This window comes from Klebsiella oxytoca (genome assembly GCF_009707385.1).
Lineage (GTDB): Bacteria > Pseudomonadota > Gammaproteobacteria > Enterobacterales > Enterobacteriaceae > Klebsiella > Klebsiella oxytoca_C.
This window is the reverse complement of the sequence record NZ_CP046115.1, coordinates 3450888-3466057: the sequence shown is the minus strand read 5'-3', so window position 1 is coordinate 3466057 and position 15170 is coordinate 3450888. Positions and strand designations below refer to the sequence as shown.

Annotated in this window: 17 protein-coding genes; 12 read left to right on the top strand and 5 right to left on the bottom strand. The window is 51.0% G+C overall.

Translation table 11 applies throughout. The features are described 5' to 3' along the window. Positions 1–25 precede the first annotated feature (25 nt). Together GJ746_RS16175 and GJ746_RS16170 are read left to right on the top strand one after the other, a co-directional pair. Positions 26–1447, top strand: coding sequence for a DNA cytosine methyltransferase (locus tag GJ746_RS16175; RefSeq protein ID WP_195908870.1), 1422 nt, complete (start codon positions 26–28; stop codon positions 1445–1447). Beyond that, positions 1440–1934, top strand: a complete 495-nt coding sequence (locus tag GJ746_RS16170; protein ID WP_154681107.1) for a very short patch repair endonuclease — start codon at positions 1440–1442, stop codon at positions 1932–1934. The genes GJ746_RS16175 and GJ746_RS16170 overlap by 8 nt, the downstream gene beginning before the upstream one ends. Here GJ746_RS16170 and yedA read toward each other — a convergent pair. Next, positions 1909–2820, bottom strand: coding sequence for a drug/metabolite exporter YedA (gene yedA / locus GJ746_RS16165; RefSeq protein WP_154681106.1), 912 nt, complete (start codon positions 2818–2820; stop codon positions 1909–1911). The genes GJ746_RS16170 and yedA overlap by 26 nt on opposite strands. Positions 2821–3004: 184 nt before the next feature. On the opposite strand from yedA, the gene GJ746_RS16160 reads away from it, so the two are divergent. The 3 genes from GJ746_RS16160 to dgcQ all read left to right on the top strand — a co-directional run bounded on the left by GJ746_RS16160 (position 3005) and on the right by dgcQ (position 5946). Then, positions 3005–3916 (top strand): DUF808 domain-containing protein, encoded by a 912-nt coding sequence (locus GJ746_RS16160; protein WP_154681105.1) that lies wholly within the window; start codon positions 3005–3007, stop codon positions 3914–3916. Positions 3917–3991: 75 nt separating this feature from the next. Beyond that, positions 3992–4171, top strand: a complete 180-nt coding sequence (locus tag GJ746_RS16155; protein ID WP_154681104.1) for a YodC family protein — start codon at positions 3992–3994, stop codon at positions 4169–4171. 107 nt (positions 4172–4278) lie between these two features. Continuing rightward, positions 4279–5946, top strand: coding sequence for a cellulose biosynthesis regulator diguanylate cyclase DgcQ (gene dgcQ / locus GJ746_RS16150; protein WP_154681103.1), 1668 nt, complete (start codon positions 4279–4281; stop codon positions 5944–5946). Positions 5947–6273: 327 nt separating this feature from the next. Here dgcQ and yodD read toward each other — a convergent pair whose 3' ends face one another. Next, a complete protein-coding gene (gene yodD, locus GJ746_RS16145) occupies positions 6274–6489 on the bottom strand; it encodes a YodD family peroxide/acid resistance protein (protein ID WP_154681102.1) in 216 nt (71 codons plus the stop codon). A 132-nt stretch (positions 6490–6621) separates the two neighbouring features. Between yodD and dsrB the strand changes: the two genes are divergently transcribed. Further along, complete coding sequence (gene dsrB, locus GJ746_RS16140; protein ID WP_154681101.1) at positions 6622–6810, top strand: protein DsrB; 189 nt, start codon at positions 6622–6624, stop codon at positions 6808–6810. Positions 6811–6846: 36 nt separating this feature from the next. Here dsrB and rcsA read toward each other — a convergent pair whose 3' ends face one another. Next, positions 6847–7470 (bottom strand): transcriptional regulator RcsA, encoded by a 624-nt coding sequence (gene rcsA / locus GJ746_RS16135; protein ID WP_154681100.1) that lies wholly within the window; start codon positions 7468–7470, stop codon positions 6847–6849. A 463-nt stretch (positions 7471–7933) separates the two neighbouring features. Between rcsA and yedD the strand changes: the two genes are divergently transcribed. Continuing rightward, positions 7934–8347, top strand: coding sequence for a lipoprotein YedD (gene yedD, locus GJ746_RS16130; protein ID WP_154682750.1), 414 nt, complete (start codon positions 7934–7936; stop codon positions 8345–8347). 48 nt (positions 8348–8395) lie between these two features. On the opposite strand, the gene amyA is transcribed toward yedD, so the two are convergent. Next, positions 8396–9883, bottom strand: coding sequence for an alpha-amylase (amyA, locus tag GJ746_RS16125; RefSeq protein ID WP_154681099.1), 1488 nt, complete (start codon positions 9881–9883; stop codon positions 8396–8398). Positions 9884–10083: 200 nt separating this feature from the next. On the opposite strand from amyA, the gene tcyJ reads away from it, so the two are divergent. The 5 genes from tcyJ (at position 10084) to sdiA (ending at position 14424) form a co-directional block, all read left to right on the top strand. Next, complete coding sequence (gene tcyJ / locus GJ746_RS16120; RefSeq protein WP_154681098.1) at positions 10084–10884, top strand: cystine ABC transporter substrate-binding protein; 801 nt, start codon at positions 10084–10086, stop codon at positions 10882–10884. Positions 10885–10979: 95 nt separating this feature from the next. Next, complete coding sequence (gene dcyD, locus GJ746_RS16115) at positions 10980–11966, top strand: D-cysteine desulfhydrase (RefSeq protein ID WP_154681097.1); 987 nt, start codon at positions 10980–10982, stop codon at positions 11964–11966. A 15-nt stretch (positions 11967–11981) separates the two neighbouring features. Next, the gene (gene tcyL / locus GJ746_RS16110; RefSeq protein WP_154681096.1) at positions 11982–12650 is read left to right on the top strand and encodes a cystine ABC transporter permease; all 669 of its coding nucleotides are present in this window, start codon (positions 11982–11984) and stop codon (positions 12648–12650) included. After that, positions 12647–13399, top strand: a complete 753-nt coding sequence (gene tcyN / locus GJ746_RS16105) for an L-cystine ABC transporter ATP-binding protein TcyN (RefSeq protein ID WP_154681095.1) — start codon at positions 12647–12649, stop codon at positions 13397–13399. The genes tcyL and tcyN overlap by 4 nt, the downstream gene beginning before the upstream one ends. Before the next feature lie 302 nt (positions 13400–13701). Next, entirely contained in the window at positions 13702–14424 is a 723-nt protein-coding gene (sdiA, locus tag GJ746_RS16100) for a transcriptional regulator SdiA (protein ID WP_154682749.1), read from the top strand. A 67-nt stretch (positions 14425–14491) separates the two neighbouring features. On the opposite strand, the gene GJ746_RS16095 is transcribed toward sdiA, so the two are convergent. Then, on the bottom strand, positions 14492–14716 hold the full coding sequence (locus GJ746_RS16095; protein WP_154681094.1) for a DUF2594 family protein: 225 nt from the start codon (positions 14714–14716) through the stop codon (positions 14492–14494). Positions 14717–15170: the final 454 nt, after the last annotated feature.

The window sequence follows — 15170 nt, the reverse complement described above, 5'->3', positions numbered from 1 at the left end:
AAAAATAGTCGGGCTGGTTGAGGTTATGGCGCAAAATTTATCCAAGGAAAATCCCCCGTCTTTAAAGGTTGAATATACCGGAGAAGACGCGCAGGCGTTATTGCGCCAGCTGATGGCAATATATGATGTCAAAACGCTGGTGGCACAGCTGATTGCCGTTGGCGAGCAGCACTGGAGTCCGGCTATCCTCAAGCGCGTTGCGACGGTAACGCGCGCGGCAGGTCGCATAAGTGCCCAGGAGCAAGCCCACCTGCGCACTCTCCTTCCGCAACCGCCAGCCCATCATCCCCACTACGGGTTCCGCTTCGTCGATCTGTTTGCCGGTATCGGCGGTATTCGCCACGGCTTTGAGGCGATTGGCGGGCAGTGCGTGTTTACCAGCGAGTGGAATAAACACGCGGTGCGCACCTATAAAGCCAACTGGTACTGCGATCCTGAGCAGCATCGATTTAATGAAGATATCCGCGATGTCACGCTGAGCCATCGCCCCGAGGTGGGCGATGAAGAAGCGGCGCAGCACATTCGCCAGACCATCCCGCAGCATGATGTTTTGCTGGCCGGCTTCCCATGCCAGCCTTTTTCGCTGGCAGGTGTTTCAAAGAAAAACGCCCTTGGCCGCGCTCACGGTTTTGCCTGTGAAACGCAAGGAACGTTGTTTTTTGACGTGGTCAGAATTATCGCCGCCCGCCAGCCGCCGATTTTTGTCCTGGAAAATGTCAAGAATCTGAAGAGCCACGATAAAGGGCGGACGTTTCGGATCATAATGCAGACGCTGGACGAGCTGGGTTATGAGGTTGCCGACGCGGCTCATAGCGGAGCGGATGACCCTAAAGTGATTGACGGACGTCATTTTTTACCTCAACACCGGGAACGCATTGTGCTGGTGGGTTTCCGCCGCGACCTCCAGCTGCACGATGGTTTTAGCCTGCGCGATATTGCCAGGCTATTTCCTGCGAATCGACCAACGTTTGCTGAGCTGCTGGAACCTATCGTTGACGACAAGTTTATCCTCACCAGGGTGCTGTGGAAGTATCTCTATCGCTATGCGCGCAAGCATCAGGAGCGAGGGAATGGTTTTGGCTACGGACTCGTTGACCCGACAAATCCCCATAGCGTGGCGCGTACGCTATCGGCCCGGTATTACAAAGATGGCGCGGAGATCCTCATTGACCGCGGCTGGGATCGGGCTTTAGGCGAAAAGCATTTTGATGATCCGGAGAACCAGATTCGACGTCCACGCAGGCTGACGCCGCGCGAGTGCGCGCGGCTGATGGGTTTTGAGACGCCGCAGGGATATCGTTTTCGCATTCCGGTCTCGGATACTCAGGCCTACCGTCAGTTTGGTAATTCAGTGGTCGTGCCGGTGTTTGCGGCGGTGGCAAAGCTGCTGAAGACGCGGATTGAAAAGGCAGTGGCTCATCGTCAACAAGAGACTTTCCATGGCTGACGTGCACGATAAAGCCACCCGTAGTAAAAATATGCGCGCGATCGGCACCCGCGATACGGCAATTGAGAAGCGGCTTGCGGGGCTGCTGGTGCGTTCTGGATTTTTCTTCACCGTACAGGATGCCTCTCTACCGGGACGCCCGGATTTTGTAGTGGCAGACTATCAGTGCGTTATCTTTACCCACGGCTGCTTCTGGCATCATCACGATTGCTATCTGTTTAAGGTTCCCGCGACGCGAACCGAATTCTGGCTGGATAAGATAGCCAAAAACGTGGCACGGGATCGCCGGGACATTGGGTTACTGGTAGAGCAGGGATGGCGGGTGCTGGTGGTCTGGGAGTGCGCGCTGCGCGGGCGAAAGAAGCTTAATGATGAAGCGCTGGGCGAGCGTCTGGAAGAGTGGATCTGCGGCGGCGACCAGTGCGCGCAGATCGATACTCAAGGCATAGGTCTGCTAGACGTTACTTCTGTTCCTTACAGGAGATGATTTCACGGCGTGCAGGGAACAGGTATTTGCCAAGCGTCACCAGAATGACCGCGAAGATAATGATTCCGAGCGCCAGCCACTCTACGGAAGACAAACTTTCCCCGGCAAAACCGGTGCCCAGCAGAACGGCGACCACCGGGTTAACGTAGGCATAGCTGGTTGCTACGGCCGGGGTGACGTTACGAATCAAATACATATAGGCATTGATGGCAATAAGCGAACCGAAGATAGCCAGATAGGCGACGGCAAAAATGCCGGACCAGGATGGCATTTGGGTTAATTTTTCTCCGGTCAGCGCGGAGGCCATCATCAGCACGAGCCCCGCTGCCAGCATCTCTATTGCGCCCGCCATCATGCCCGTCGGGAGTTCAATTCGCGAGCCGTAGACGGAACCAAAAGCCCAGCTCATAGAGCCGATCAGAATCAGCTGCGCTCCCCAGGGATTACCATTCAGATTGCCGCCGCTGTTGAGCAAGACGATACCTGCCAGACCAATGGCGATACCCAGCCACTCAAGTTTACGGGTCGCAATACCAAAAAAACGGCTAAAACATAGGGTGAACAGCGGCACCGTCGCAACCATCACCGCCGCAATACCTGAGGGAACGTGCTGGTGTTCGGCAAGCGTGACAAAACCGTTACCCACTGCCAGCAGCAAAATACCAATTAGCGCCGCATTGAGCAGCGGTCTTCGCGCAGGGAGCTTATGGCCGGTGGCGAGCAGCCAGGCGGTCAGCACCGCGCCTGCGGAAAGAAAACGCACGCCAGCCATCATCAGAGGAGGCCAGCTGGCGACGCCAATGGCGATAGCGAAATAGGTTGAACCCCAGATGATATACAACGCGAACAACGCCCCGATGAGCGGTAACAGCTGACGGGTAGACATACTTCCTCACGATGGAGCAGAGATAGAAAGGGGACGTATAGTAAACGTGAAAACTATCAGGCTGGCGAGCGTTTTAATTCGTCTGCTATGGTTAAATTTTTGTTGACTACGGACTCCTGTGGGCGAAAAAGCGCTTTTGCTTCATACTTCATCAGGAACAACCATAAAATGAAGGAATGCAATTTTGGCGGGAAGTAGTCTTTTAACCTTATTGGATGATATTGCCACTTTACTTGATGATATTTCGGTCATGGGGAAACTGGCAGCAAAAAAAACGGCTGGCGTACTGGGAGATGATTTATCGCTTAATGCTCAGCAGGTTACCGGCGTGCGGGCCAATCGTGAACTACCGGTCGTCTGGGGCGTAGCCAAAGGTTCACTTATCAATAAAGTGATTCTGGTGCCGTTGGCGTTGTTGATCAGCGCTTTTATCCCGTGGGCGATTACGCCGCTGCTGATGCTGGGGGGCGCATTTCTGTGTTTTGAAGGCGTCGAGAAGGTGCTGCACAGCCTACAGGCGCGTAAACACAAAGAAGACCCGCAGGTTCGTCAGCAGCGGCTTGAAGCCCTGGCAAATCAAGACCCCATGGCATTTGAACGGGACAAGGTAAAAGGCGCGGTACGGACAGATTTTATTCTGTCTGCGGAAATTGTCGCTATCACGCTTGGGATTGTCGCCGAAGCGCCGTTGCTGAATCAGATCCTGATTTTGTCCGGCATTGCGTTACTGGTGACGGTTGGGGTGTATGGTCTGGTGGGAATTATCGTCAAGCTTGATGATATGGGCTACTGGCTGGTAGATAAAACCAGCGCGCTGGCCCAGTGGTCAGGTAAGGCTTTGTTGGCGATAGCTCCCCGCCTGATGAAAGTGTTATCCGTGGTGGGCACGCTGGCGATGTTCCTGGTCGGCGGCGGTATCGTCGTTCATGGGATTACACCATTGCATCATGCCATCGAAAACCTGGCGCACGGGCAAAATGGCGTGATTGCCTCGTTGTTGCCAACGGCTGCAAACCTGGTGTTGGGATTTATTATTGGCGCGATCGTGCTGGCCGGAGTGAAAGCGATAGCCGGTCTTCGTCGTTCGGCGGAGTAAATGTGCTCCAGGGCATGCAAAGTGGTTCAGCTTCGTCTAAGGTAAATCTGTTTCTTCCTGATACCGGAGGCAAAAATGGTCTTGTTGGTCAGTGATGAAGTTAGACGGAAAAACGGTGGCCCGCGCATGGTTGTTACCGGGTTTGCCAGCGGCATGGTTGAATGTCGCTGGTATGACGGTTACGGCGTAAAACGTGAGGCCTTTCGTGAGGATGAACTCATACGCGGAGGGGGAGGGAAGCTAAATCACGCCTGACCCTTCATAAACGCCCGGCACTAGTCGGGCGTTTTCATATTATTGATTGTTTTATAAACAGGGAGCGTGGATGACGTTTGCTTCTTTAACCGTGCTGCGAGAAAACGATGGATAAGCCGATGTGGGTGAAAAAACTGCGCCAGATTTTAAGCCCCGGATATGTGGTGAATCTCTGTTTTTTTTTCGTCTTCTGTTTTTCCACGCTGCTGATATGGCGTGAGATCAAGGTTCTGGAAGAGGCCTACGTCGCAAACCAGCGCAACAATCTTGAAAATGTTGCTCATGATTTCGATAGCTTGCTGCAGTTTAATATCGACAGAATGATTTTTTTTCGTAACGGCATGCAGTCAGCGCTGGGAACGCCGCTGGATTTTTCCGTGCTGCGCAAGGCTGAGGAAGATTATTTAGCAAAGCGACATGATCCAATATGGTCCGTTGAGATTCACAATCGACGGACGCTGCCGGTCTATGGCGTTGCCGATGCCTTTGTCGACGGCGACGAGCTTCTTACTCGCGATAATCCCTATTCCGGTAACGAGCTAATGGCAACCCTTGAGCTTGGTTATATGCTGCGTTTAGCCAATAACAACCGCGGTTTTGCCAAGCGTATGCTGTACGTATCGCGCAGCGGGTTTTTTACCACCACCGAGCAGCCAAAAAATGCAACGCAGGCGCTGGCGCTTTATTCTCGATCAACGAGCGACTCGTGGTTTATCCGACAAACGCAGCGTAATAATCCTGCGCGCGGCATCATATGGCAAACATTTCCCGACGACAAATCGCAGCGAGAAATGCAGGTAGTAACGGCCTCTATTCCGCTTGATTTCCAGCGCTATTGGCTCGGCGTTCTGGCAATGGATTTCTCAGTACAAGAAATGAAAGCGTTTCTGGTCAATGCGATAAAAACGGGTCAGGAAGGTGAATATCAGCTTTATGATAATCGGCTTAACCTGATTGCATCTTCTGCGCCGGGCAACGTGCTGACGCCGCTCTCTCCGCCGGAACAGGAACTGTTGAGCGGCGCGTTTGCCCAGGATAATCGCGGAGGGATTCGCCTGGTCACGCGTTATATCAGTTGGGAAAAATTACGCAATTTCGATGGGGTGCTGATCCGTATTCATACCATCCGGGAAGGCGTACGCGGTGATTTTGGTAGCATCACTATTGCTCTGATGCTGATGTGGCTGATGTTCACCCTGATGCTAATGCTCTCCTGGTGGGTTATTCGTCGAATGGTGCGCAACATGAGCGTGCTGCAGACTTCCCTGGAATGGCAGGCCTGGCATGATGCATTGACCCGGTTATTAAACCGCGGAGCCCTGTTTGAGCGCGCAACTGCCGCGACCCGCCTGAGCGAGCGCCAGAAGCGCTCGATTGCAGTGATTCAGCTCGACCTGGATTACTTCAAAAGCGTTAATGACCTGCATGGCCATCATGCGGGGGACCGTGTGCTGTCGCTGGTGGCCAGTACTATCTCCAGCCATATTCGTGAAGACGATCTCGCCGGAAGGGTTGGTGGGGAGGAGTTTTGCATAGTGCTGCCCAACACGGGGTTAAAAGATGCGAAGGTGATTGCCGAACGCATTCGTATACGAATTAATAGCCGCGAAATTTTACTGGGCAACAGCACGTCTTTGCGTATTACTGCTTCGTTTGGCGTGAGCTGTAGCGAGGATTCCAGCGATTATAACTTTGAAAATCTGCAGTCGATAGCCGATCATCGTTTGTATCTGGCCAAGCAGAACGGGCGTAATCAGGTCTGTGCTGAAGGTTGAGGTATTCTTTTTGTGGATAGATCATAATTTAATCATCTATATCATTTATGTTTATGGGATTAATCTTAAAAGATATCTGGCGTCTTCTGGACGTTCGTGGAAGAACGAATGCCTTAACTCCTTGTCTGGTGAGCTTTTCAGGACTGATGGTGTCTGCGAGGTTCGTTTTTCAATGATTTATATCGAGAATGATTCTTGTCATGCAAAATAATTGAGGGTAATGTTTGTGGCGCATCGGATTTCCTGGTGTAACGAATTTTCAAGTGCTTCTTGCATTAGCAAGTTTGATCCCGACTCCTGCGAGTCGGGATTTTTTTCGCTCAAAATTCAGCGATTGGCTTCTGTGACGCTAAAGTCATGGATATCAAGTTCAAAGGCTTCAGCCAGTTCACGCCAGGTATGGTAGTCCCGACCATCAATACTGACGCGATAAGGATCGTCCCGCGTGCGCTGCACTTCACTTTCGCTGATCTCATTAATCGCCGCCAGCAGGGCGTCAACATCAACGTTTCCCACACCTTTATTTTCTTTGGCGGTGTTCATTTCGACTACCTCGCTTAACTAAGACAGGGCTTTTTAAGTATAGACGGTCTACAAAATCAGCAGTTACCCGGCCGAACACTGCGCGATCGGCAGTTTTGTTCTACACTGGCTGAAAAATAGAGGAGATGAGTTATGCAGGTAAACGATCGTGTCACGGTAAAGACCGATGGCGGCCCACGTCGACCGGGTGTTGTGCTGGCAATAGAGTCGTTTAGCGAAGGGGTAATGTATCTGGTTGCGCTGGAAGATTATCCCCTGGGGATCTGGTTTTTTAACGAGAACGGGCATCCTGACGGAATTTTCGTTGAGCGAGACGAGTGATTCGCTTCAGGTAACTGGCGGCAGCGCCGCCAGCTTTCAACGCAGGTTGACATGAATTCCGGTAGTGATGTTTTCAGTCAACCTCACGATGTGATAAATCACCTGCTTATTGTGGGTTTGAATTTTCTTTTTAATATTGCCTTTGTGCGATGAGACTGTCTTGGCCTTTATGTTCATCTGTGCTGATATGTGCGAGGTCCCGTGTCCGGCCATCCACATCTGAAGCATATTTGATTCTGTCTGGCTTAAGGAAAGGGTTGGTATATTAAGCCGGGTAGGACGATAGTTCTCATATTTAAGGCGGTTGGCGAGAATATCATCAAGATCTTTTTCGGTCAGTGATTTAGAGCAAATAAGTAAGTTTTTGCGTACCAGCAGGTAGTGGTCGAAATGGATATTCGCCAGCGACATAAAGATAACAAATAGCGTTGCGGGATACTGGCTAATGATTTGACGCATATGCTGATTGCTCTCTTCGTGGTGGATAAAGCAATCCTCATTAATAAATACTACAGTTGGGCGGCTGGTCTCACAGATAGCTTTCAGGTTTGGCGCATTATGGACTTCCGTGATATCGCGTTTCCTGACTCCTCTGCTGGTCAGGTACCCGGTTAACCCCAGCCGGGTGAAGCTACACAAATCCATGATAATCGTTGACATGACCCATCCTCAACCAACACGTAACGATAATTTATCCCTCGCCAATTAAGAGCGATGAAGTCCATTTTGTTAGCAATAAAAAATGACTGCTGCCCTCGAACCATTAGGCAGCCTGAACTATTTAGTCAGAAACCCCATAATTTGCCAGGAATATTGGCAAAGTAAAGGCTAGCGATCGCTATGTGAAGGAAATAAAAAGTAATAAATACCCGTCCTGTATAAGGTTGCCATTTTTGAGGGTTTTTAAAATAGGATTATCCTTATATTGAGTGGCTAAAATAACAGCTTTAAGGTTAAGGTTTTAATTCGATGGGTTAGAATAATTTATCATACAAGCATAAGTCTGTTACCTGCATCGCGTGAGGCCGACTCTCTCTGAGTCTTTCTGTTGCCTGATTGGCAGGAGTGGCGAGCTTAATGCTTTAATGCCACAATGTTTTTTTATCGGTTGGTAGGATGGATGATGAAAAAGATAGCGTTTGCTGGCGCACTGCTGGCCCTCGCCGGGTGTGTTCAGGTTGATAGCTACAACGATGTTGTTAAAGCACCGGCGCCTGCGGGGCTGGAGGGGTACTGGCAGTCGGCAGGCCCGCAGCGTGAAATGATGAGCCCGGAAGCGATTGCAACTCTGATCGTGACTAAAGACGGCGATACGCTTGATTGCCGACAGTGGCAGCGGGTTATCGTTATGCCGGGTAAATTAATGAAGCGTAATGACGCAGTATATAATGTAACCTCCGCTGTGGATGTGTATCCGATTGAGCGGGAAGGGGATACGCTAAGCTACGACCGGATGTCGCTCAAGCGGGTCGATCGCCTCACTCCGGAGTGTGAACAGGCCTGGAAAAAAGCTACAGCGCCTGCAAACGGGCAGTGATTGTTTGGCGGGCTGCATCCTTGTCAGCCCGCGGCCTGGCTCAATTTTCTACAGCACCTCTTCAATAACCCAGACGCTTACGCTGCCACCGTTGCAGGTAAACACACCGTTTCCTTCATCGTCGGTTTCAATGACTTCCTCGCGGTTGCCGAGAAAATCCCGCCAGCGTTTATTACCGTAGTTCTCGCCCAAAGGCAGCGTTTTTTCACCATCGTCACCGTTGGATAGCACGACCACGCAGCCGGGATCCTCTTCGGTCCCGCTTCGGCTGAAGGCGATGCAATTCGGATGATCGAACCATAGCGTCTGTACGCCGTGGGCAAAACGCTGGCGGGCATCGATCAGTTCATGTAGCTGCTCAATAACCGGCATCTCAATGGCGTAGGTTTCACCATCGCCGCCGGTATCCTCATAGCTGGCGCCGAACAGGTCCGCATAAAATACCGATGGCACGCCATTTTCACGTAATAAAATCAGGGCATAAGCCAGCGGCTTGAACCAGGCCTCTACCGGCGCTTCCAGCGCCTGTAGCGGCTGGGTGTCATGATTGGTCACCAGGGTCACGGCATGGAACGGATCGGCTTCCACCAGGGTGCCGCTGAAAATCTGGCTCATGTCGTAATCGCGACCCTGCCGTGAGGCTTCGTGAAACTTCATCTGTAGAGGGGCATCGAACAGCAGCGTTTTGCCGTCAACCATGGAGATATACTGCTGCAGCTTATCGACTTCATGTGACCAGTATTCCGCGACGATAAACAGCGGTTTGGTCGCGACTTCCTGCACGTGGTCGATCCATTCTTTATAAAACCAGGCAGGGATGTGCTTAACCGCATCGAGGCGGAAACCATCGCAGCCTGTCTGTTCCATTACCCAGCGTGCCCAGTACTTAATCTCTTCCGTTACCGCCCGATTGCGAAAGTCGATATTTTCGCCCATCAGGTAGTCGAAGTTCCCCATCTCATCATCAACCTGCTCGTTCCAGCCCTCTCCGGTATAGTCATTGACGATTTTAAACACGCCATCTTCATCAGGGTTCTCAATATGGTCGATACCGCTAAAACACTTATAGTCCCAGATAAATTCGGAGTACTTGCCGGCGCGAACCGGGAAGGTGTAACGCGTCCACGCTTCACATTCAACTATCTCTTCGGCAATTTGTGTGCGGTCGTTTTGATCGACACGTTGAATACGCACTGCCTCTTTTTCATCAGCTCCCATTTTGTGGTTAACCACGACATCAAGCAGCACGGCGATATCGTGCTGGCGGAGCGCGGATATGGCAGCCAGGAGCTCAGCTTTATCGCCATATTTAGTGGCGACAGAGCCTTTTTGATCGAACTCGCCGAGGTCAAACAGATCGTAGCTATCGTAACCAACGGAGTATCCTCCGGAAGCGCCTTTATAGGCTGGAGGCAACCAAATCATATTGATGCCGATTTCGTTGAGGTTTGGCGCGAGGGCTTCTACTTCACGCCATAATTCGCCGCCGGTGGGATAGTACCAGTGAAAGCACTGCAGTAACGTGGGGTTTTTCATCTTCCATGCTCCAGACGTCATCAAGCTGACTATTGCAGTATGAGAGATATCCGGCAAAATGCAGCCGTTATGGCTACCTTTTCACTCCGTACCAAAAAGCATCATATATAATAATTTGGAATATGATGTAGCGTAATGATGTTGGGTGTTGCTGCTAACTGCTTTACACTCCTCAAAAATATAATCTGCCAGGGGTATCTATGAAACTTGCATTGTTGGGTCGTCAAGCGCTGATGGGCGCAATGGCCGTAGTTTTGATGGCTGGCGTCAGCACACAAACCTTCGCGGCTGAAAATCTGCTTAGCCAGGTTAAAGAGCGCGGCGCTTTACGTGTTGGCCTCGAAGGAACCTATCCGCCTTTTAGCTACCAGGGCGATGATGGCAAGTTAACCGGTTTCGAGGTGGATTTTGCCAATGAGCTGGCGAAACATTTAGGAGTGAAAGCAGACCTCAAGCCTACAAAGTGGGACGGTATGCTCGCTTCGCTGGACTCTAAGCGTATCGATGTGGTGATAAACCAGGTAACCATTTCCGATGAGCGTAAGAAAAAATATGACTTCTCGACGCCATACACCGTTTCCGGCATTCAGGCGCTGGTGAAGAAAGGCAACGAAGGGGTCATTAAAACCGCAGCTGACCTGAAAGGTAAGAAGGTTGGCGTAGGTCTGGGCACCAACTATGAAGAGTGGCTGCGCCAGAACGTTCAGGGCGTCGATATTCGCACTTATGATGATGACCCGACGAAATATCAGGACCTGCGCGTAGGTCGTATCGACGCGATTCTGGTTGACCGTCTGGCCGCGCTGGATCTGGTGAAGAAAACCGGCGATACCCTTGCTGTCACCGGTGAAGCCTTCTCCCGTCAGGAGTCCGGCGTAGCGCTGCGTAAAGGCAACGAAGACCTGCTGAAAGCGGTTGACGGCGCCATTGCCGATATGCAAAAAGACGGCAGCCTGAAGGCACTGTCCGAAAAATGGTTTGGCGCTGACGTGACCAGGTAACGATTGGCGATGAAAAAAAGGCGCTCTTAATAGCGCCTTTTTTTATTTCGTACGTAACAGCGTGCATAATAAGGATAACTTAGTCAGGAGGTCCAATGTCACTGCAAAATTTAACCCTATTTCCGCGCCTGGAGCTGATTGGCGCGCCGACGCCGCTTGAATATCTGCCGCGTTTGTCCGATTACCTTGGCCGTGAAATCTTCATTAAGCGCGATGACGTGACACCGCTTGCGATGGGCGGCAACAAGCTACGCAAGCTGGAGTTTCTGGCAGCTGATGCGCTGCGTGAAGGCGCCGATACGTTGATAACCGCAGGAGCTATCCAGTCTAACCATGTTCGCCAGACGGCGGCAGTGGCGGCAAAGCTGGGTCTGCACTGCGTGGCGCTGCTGGAAAATCCAATTGGTACCCGGGCTGAGAACTACCTGACTAATGGTAACCGACTGCTGCTTGACCTGTTTAATACCCAGGTCGAGATGTGCGATGCGTTGACCGATCCGAATGCGCAGCTGGAAGAACTGGCGACCCGAATTGAAGCTCAGGGTTACCGTCCGTATGTCATCCCGGTGGGCGGGTCGAACGCGCTTGGCGCGCTTGGTTACGTCGAGAGCGCGCTGGAAATTGCGCAGCAGTGCGAAGGGGCGGTGGAACTCTCTTCCGTCGTTGTCGCATCCGGCAGCGCGGGCACGCATGCGGGCCTCGCGGTGGGCCTTGAGCAACTGATGCCAAATACCGAGTTAATTGGCGTTACCGTGTCGCGTAAAGTCGTCGACCAACTGCCTAAAGTCGTTGCGCTACAGCAGGCGGTGGCAAGTAGCCTGGAACTTGAGGCCAGGGTCGGCATTCAGCTTTGGGACGATTACTTTGCGCCGGGTTACGGGACGCCGAACGATGAAGGAATGGCGGCGGTGAAGCTGCTGGCGCAGCTCGAAGGCATTCTGCTGGATCCGGTTTATACCGGTAAAGCGATGGCCGGGCTGATTGATGGTATCAATCAGAAGCGCTTTAAGGATGAAGGTCCAATACTGTTTGTTCATACCGGCGGCGCGCCTGCGCTATTCGCCTATCATCCCCATATCTAATGCAGAACACATAGAATGCAAGAGAGTATCCAACTGGTTATTGATTCCGCGCCTTTTCTGCTGAAGGGGGCGGTATTTACGCTCCAGCTCAGCATCGGCGGCATGTTTTTTGGTCTGGTGCTGGGGTTTATTCTGGCGCTAATGCGGATGTCGCCCGTCTGGCCAGTAAAATGGCTGGCGCGAATGTACATCTCCATTTTTCGTGGAACGCCGCTGATCGCGCAGCTGTTTATGATCTATTACGGCTTGCCGCAGTTCGGCATTGAGCTGGATCCTGTTCCCGCAGCGATGATAGGGCTGTCGCTGAACACAGCGGCCTATGCGGCGGAAACGCTGCGCGCGGCAATTGCCTCTATTGATAAAGGGCAGTGGGAAGCAGCTGCCAGTATTGGAATGACGCGCTGGCAGGCGATGCGCCGGGCGATTCTTCCACAGGCCGCGCGCGTCGCGCTACCGCCGCTCTCCAACAGTTTTATCAGCCTGGTGAAAGATACCTCGCTGGCCGCAACTATCCAGGTACCAGAACTGTTCCGGCAGGCGCAGTTGATTACCTCGCGTACGCTTGAGGTTTTCACCATGTACCTGGCCGCTTCGCTTATTTACTGGATAATGGCAACGGTACTTTCCACGCTGCAAAACTACTTTGAAAATCAGCTGAACCGCCAGGAGCGTGATCCAAAATGAGTGCGATAGAAGTAAAAAACCTGGTGAAAAAATTTCATGGTCAAACGGTGCTCCATGGCATCGACCTTGAGGTTCAGGAGGGGGAAGTGGTGGCGATTATCGGCCCCAGCGGCTCGGGTAAAACCACTCTGCTCCGCAGTATTAATCTTCTGGAACAGCCGGAAAGCGGCACCATTCGCGTCGGTGAAGTGACTATCGATACCGCGCGCAGCATCAATCAGCAGAAAGCGGCTATTCGCCGCTTGCGCCAGCATGTTGGCTTTGTATTTCAAAACTTTAACCTTTTCCCGCACCGTACGGTGATAGAAAACATTATTGAAGGGCCGGTTATCGTCAAAGGGGAGGATAAAAATGAGTCCATCGTCCGCGCGCGCGAGCTGTTAACAAAGGTTGGCCTTACCGGTAAAGAAAATAGCTATCCGCGTCGTTTATCCGGCGGGCAGCAGCAGCGCGTGGCGATTGCTCGCGCGCTAGCGATGCGTCCGGATGTCATCCTTTTTGATGAGCCAACGTCGGCGTTAGATCCCGAACTGGTAGGGGAAGTACTTAATACTATTCGCCAGCTGGCGCAAGAGAAACGCACGATGGTCATCGTGACGCATGAGATGAGCTTTGCCCGCGACGTGGCGGACCGCGCTATTTTCATGGATCAAGGACGCATCGTCGAGCAGGGGGAAGCGAAATCACTGTTTGCCAATCCTCAGCAGCCGCGAACCCGGCAGTTCCTCGAAAAATTCCTGATGCAGTAATATCATTGCGCTGACCGTTTTCCGCTTAAGTTTCATGCCGGCGGATACGGTCAGCCATCTATCAAATTATCGATTTTCATCAAAAAAATGAATGTTTTGCTCTTGGCTATGATCAACACCGATAGCTCTGTCAAGGTTTTATGCCATAAAAATTGGCATACTCTCTAACGAATCCGGCACTTTTACCAATCGCAATCTAATAAATGCGATGGATGCGATATTTTACACATATAAGTAATGTTTATGTGTTAGTTTTATGTATTTATAATATTGATTATCACCTGGGAGTAATTTGGTCAGTTATGAGGGACAATGATTTTTTCAGCTGGCGGCGGGAAATGCTGCAACAATTTCAGTCAGTATCTGCAGGGAAGGAGGTTTATAATCTTCTACAGCAGGAGGCAAAAGGACTGGAATATGACTACTTCGCGCTTTGCGTACGACATCCCGTGCCTTTCACTCGCCCAAGGGTCACTCTGCGATCGACCTATCCTCAGGCCTGGATGACGCATTATCAGGCAGAGAATTATTTTGCGATCGACCCGGTATTGCGTAAAGAGAATTTCATTCGCGGACATCTCCCCTGGAACGATAAGCTTTTCCACGACACGCCTGAATTGTGGGATGGCGCGCGCGATCATGGATTACGCAAGGGCGTGACGCAGTGCCTGACGCTGCCAAATCATGCTTATGGCTTCTTGTCCGTTTCAGGCCAGAGCCAGCACCAGGGGCCTTTTGCGGAAGATGAAATGGAAATGCGTTTAAAGACGCTGACCGAGTTGAGTCTGCTGACGCTATTACGACTGGAGGACGAGATGGTTATGCCGCCGGAAATGAAATTCAGTCGGCGCGAACTGGAGATTTTGAAGTGGACGGCGGAAGGGAAAACCTCGGCTGAGGTCGCAATGATTCTGTCTATCTCAGAAAATACCGTCAACTTCCATCAGAAGAATATGCAACGAAAATTCAATGCGCCTAACAAGACGCAAATTGCCTGCTACGCGGTTGCAACGGGATTAATTTGAACTAAATTAGCGTTCTGCGTGACAGACTAAAGACCGGCTGTAAGTCATCCCTTCAGCCGGCAAATGTTTACTGACGGTATGCCTGCTTAATTTGCTTAACGGTGCTGGAGAATACGGCAGCCTGAGCCTCGTCTTCCATCTGCGCGATTTGCCTTTCCATTTTTATAATTACTCGGCCCGCATCAGCCTGACCCATCGCCTGAAGCATCAGCGTCATTATCGCTTTCAGACACGATACTTCCTGTGCCAGTTCTTGATTATTTTCCGCAGTGGAAAAATCTGGTGTGCTCATCTATATCCTCGTTTGCTTTCTGCGCAAATGCGCATGACTAAAAGTGAAGGCGGCGCAGTATACCACAAGCAAAGCAAAAAAAAGGAGTGCTTGATTTATGTTCTCTCATTTGAATCGTGAATAGTTTAATGGACTGAATAATGCGTAATCATTAGCTCTACGTATGTTAATTTTTCCATGGTGACTATTTACTGTTAATAATTGTTACATATTCAGGCGTATATTTATTTTCTACGCCATGTGTTGTGTTTTTACGTAATCTGTATGATGAATGTTAAAAAACACCCATTACACAACTCTATGTTATGTATGGCTTTCCAGTAAGTGTGCAGGCAAATTTCCATTACAGCGTAAGAAATTTTTCACAGAACATTTTTTGGCTTTTAAAATTACGATAAAACCCGGTAATATGTGGTTGATAAGCTATCAGTAGCGTTATCCCTAATTCTGGAGA

Bases quoted from the DNA above. Each gene is read 5' to 3' on its own strand.
- GJ746_RS16175 (WP_195908870.1), top strand. From the start codon at position 26: ATGGCGCAAAATTTATCCAAGGAAAATCCCCCGTCTTTAAAGGTTGAA.
- GJ746_RS16170 (WP_154681107.1), top strand. From the start codon at position 1,440: ATGGCTGACGTGCACGATAAAGCCACCCGTAGTAAAAATATGCGCGCG.
- yedA (WP_154681106.1), bottom strand. From the start codon at position 2,820: ATGTCTACCCGTCAGCTGTTACCGCTCATCGGGGCGTTGTTCGCGTTG.
- GJ746_RS16155 (WP_154681104.1), top strand. From the start codon at position 3,992: ATGGTCTTGTTGGTCAGTGATGAAGTTAGACGGAAAAACGGTGGCCCG.
- dgcQ (WP_154681103.1), top strand. From the start codon at position 4,279: ATGGATAAGCCGATGTGGGTGAAAAAACTGCGCCAGATTTTAAGCCCC.
- yodD (WP_154681102.1), bottom strand. From the start codon at position 6,489: ATGAACACCGCCAAAGAAAATAAAGGTGTGGGAAACGTTGATGTTGAC.
- dsrB (WP_154681101.1), top strand. From the start codon at position 6,622: ATGCAGGTAAACGATCGTGTCACGGTAAAGACCGATGGCGGCCCACGT.
- rcsA (WP_154681100.1), bottom strand. From the start codon at position 7,470: ATGTCAACGATTATCATGGATTTGTGTAGCTTCACCCGGCTGGGGTTA.
- yedD (WP_154682750.1), top strand. From the start codon at position 7,934: ATGAAAAAGATAGCGTTTGCTGGCGCACTGCTGGCCCTCGCCGGGTGT.
- amyA (WP_154681099.1), bottom strand. From the start codon at position 9,883: ATGAAAAACCCCACGTTACTGCAGTGCTTTCACTGGTACTATCCCACC.
- tcyJ (WP_154681098.1), top strand. From the start codon at position 10,084: ATGAAACTTGCATTGTTGGGTCGTCAAGCGCTGATGGGCGCAATGGCC.
- dcyD (WP_154681097.1), top strand. From the start codon at position 10,980: ATGTCACTGCAAAATTTAACCCTATTTCCGCGCCTGGAGCTGATTGGC.
- tcyL (WP_154681096.1), top strand. From the start codon at position 11,982: ATGCAAGAGAGTATCCAACTGGTTATTGATTCCGCGCCTTTTCTGCTG.
- tcyN (WP_154681095.1), top strand. From the start codon at position 12,647: ATGAGTGCGATAGAAGTAAAAAACCTGGTGAAAAAATTTCATGGTCAA.
- sdiA (WP_154682749.1), top strand. From the start codon at position 13,702: ATGAGGGACAATGATTTTTTCAGCTGGCGGCGGGAAATGCTGCAACAA.
- GJ746_RS16095 (WP_154681094.1), bottom strand. From the start codon at position 14,716: ATGAGCACACCAGATTTTTCCACTGCGGAAAATAATCAAGAACTGGCA.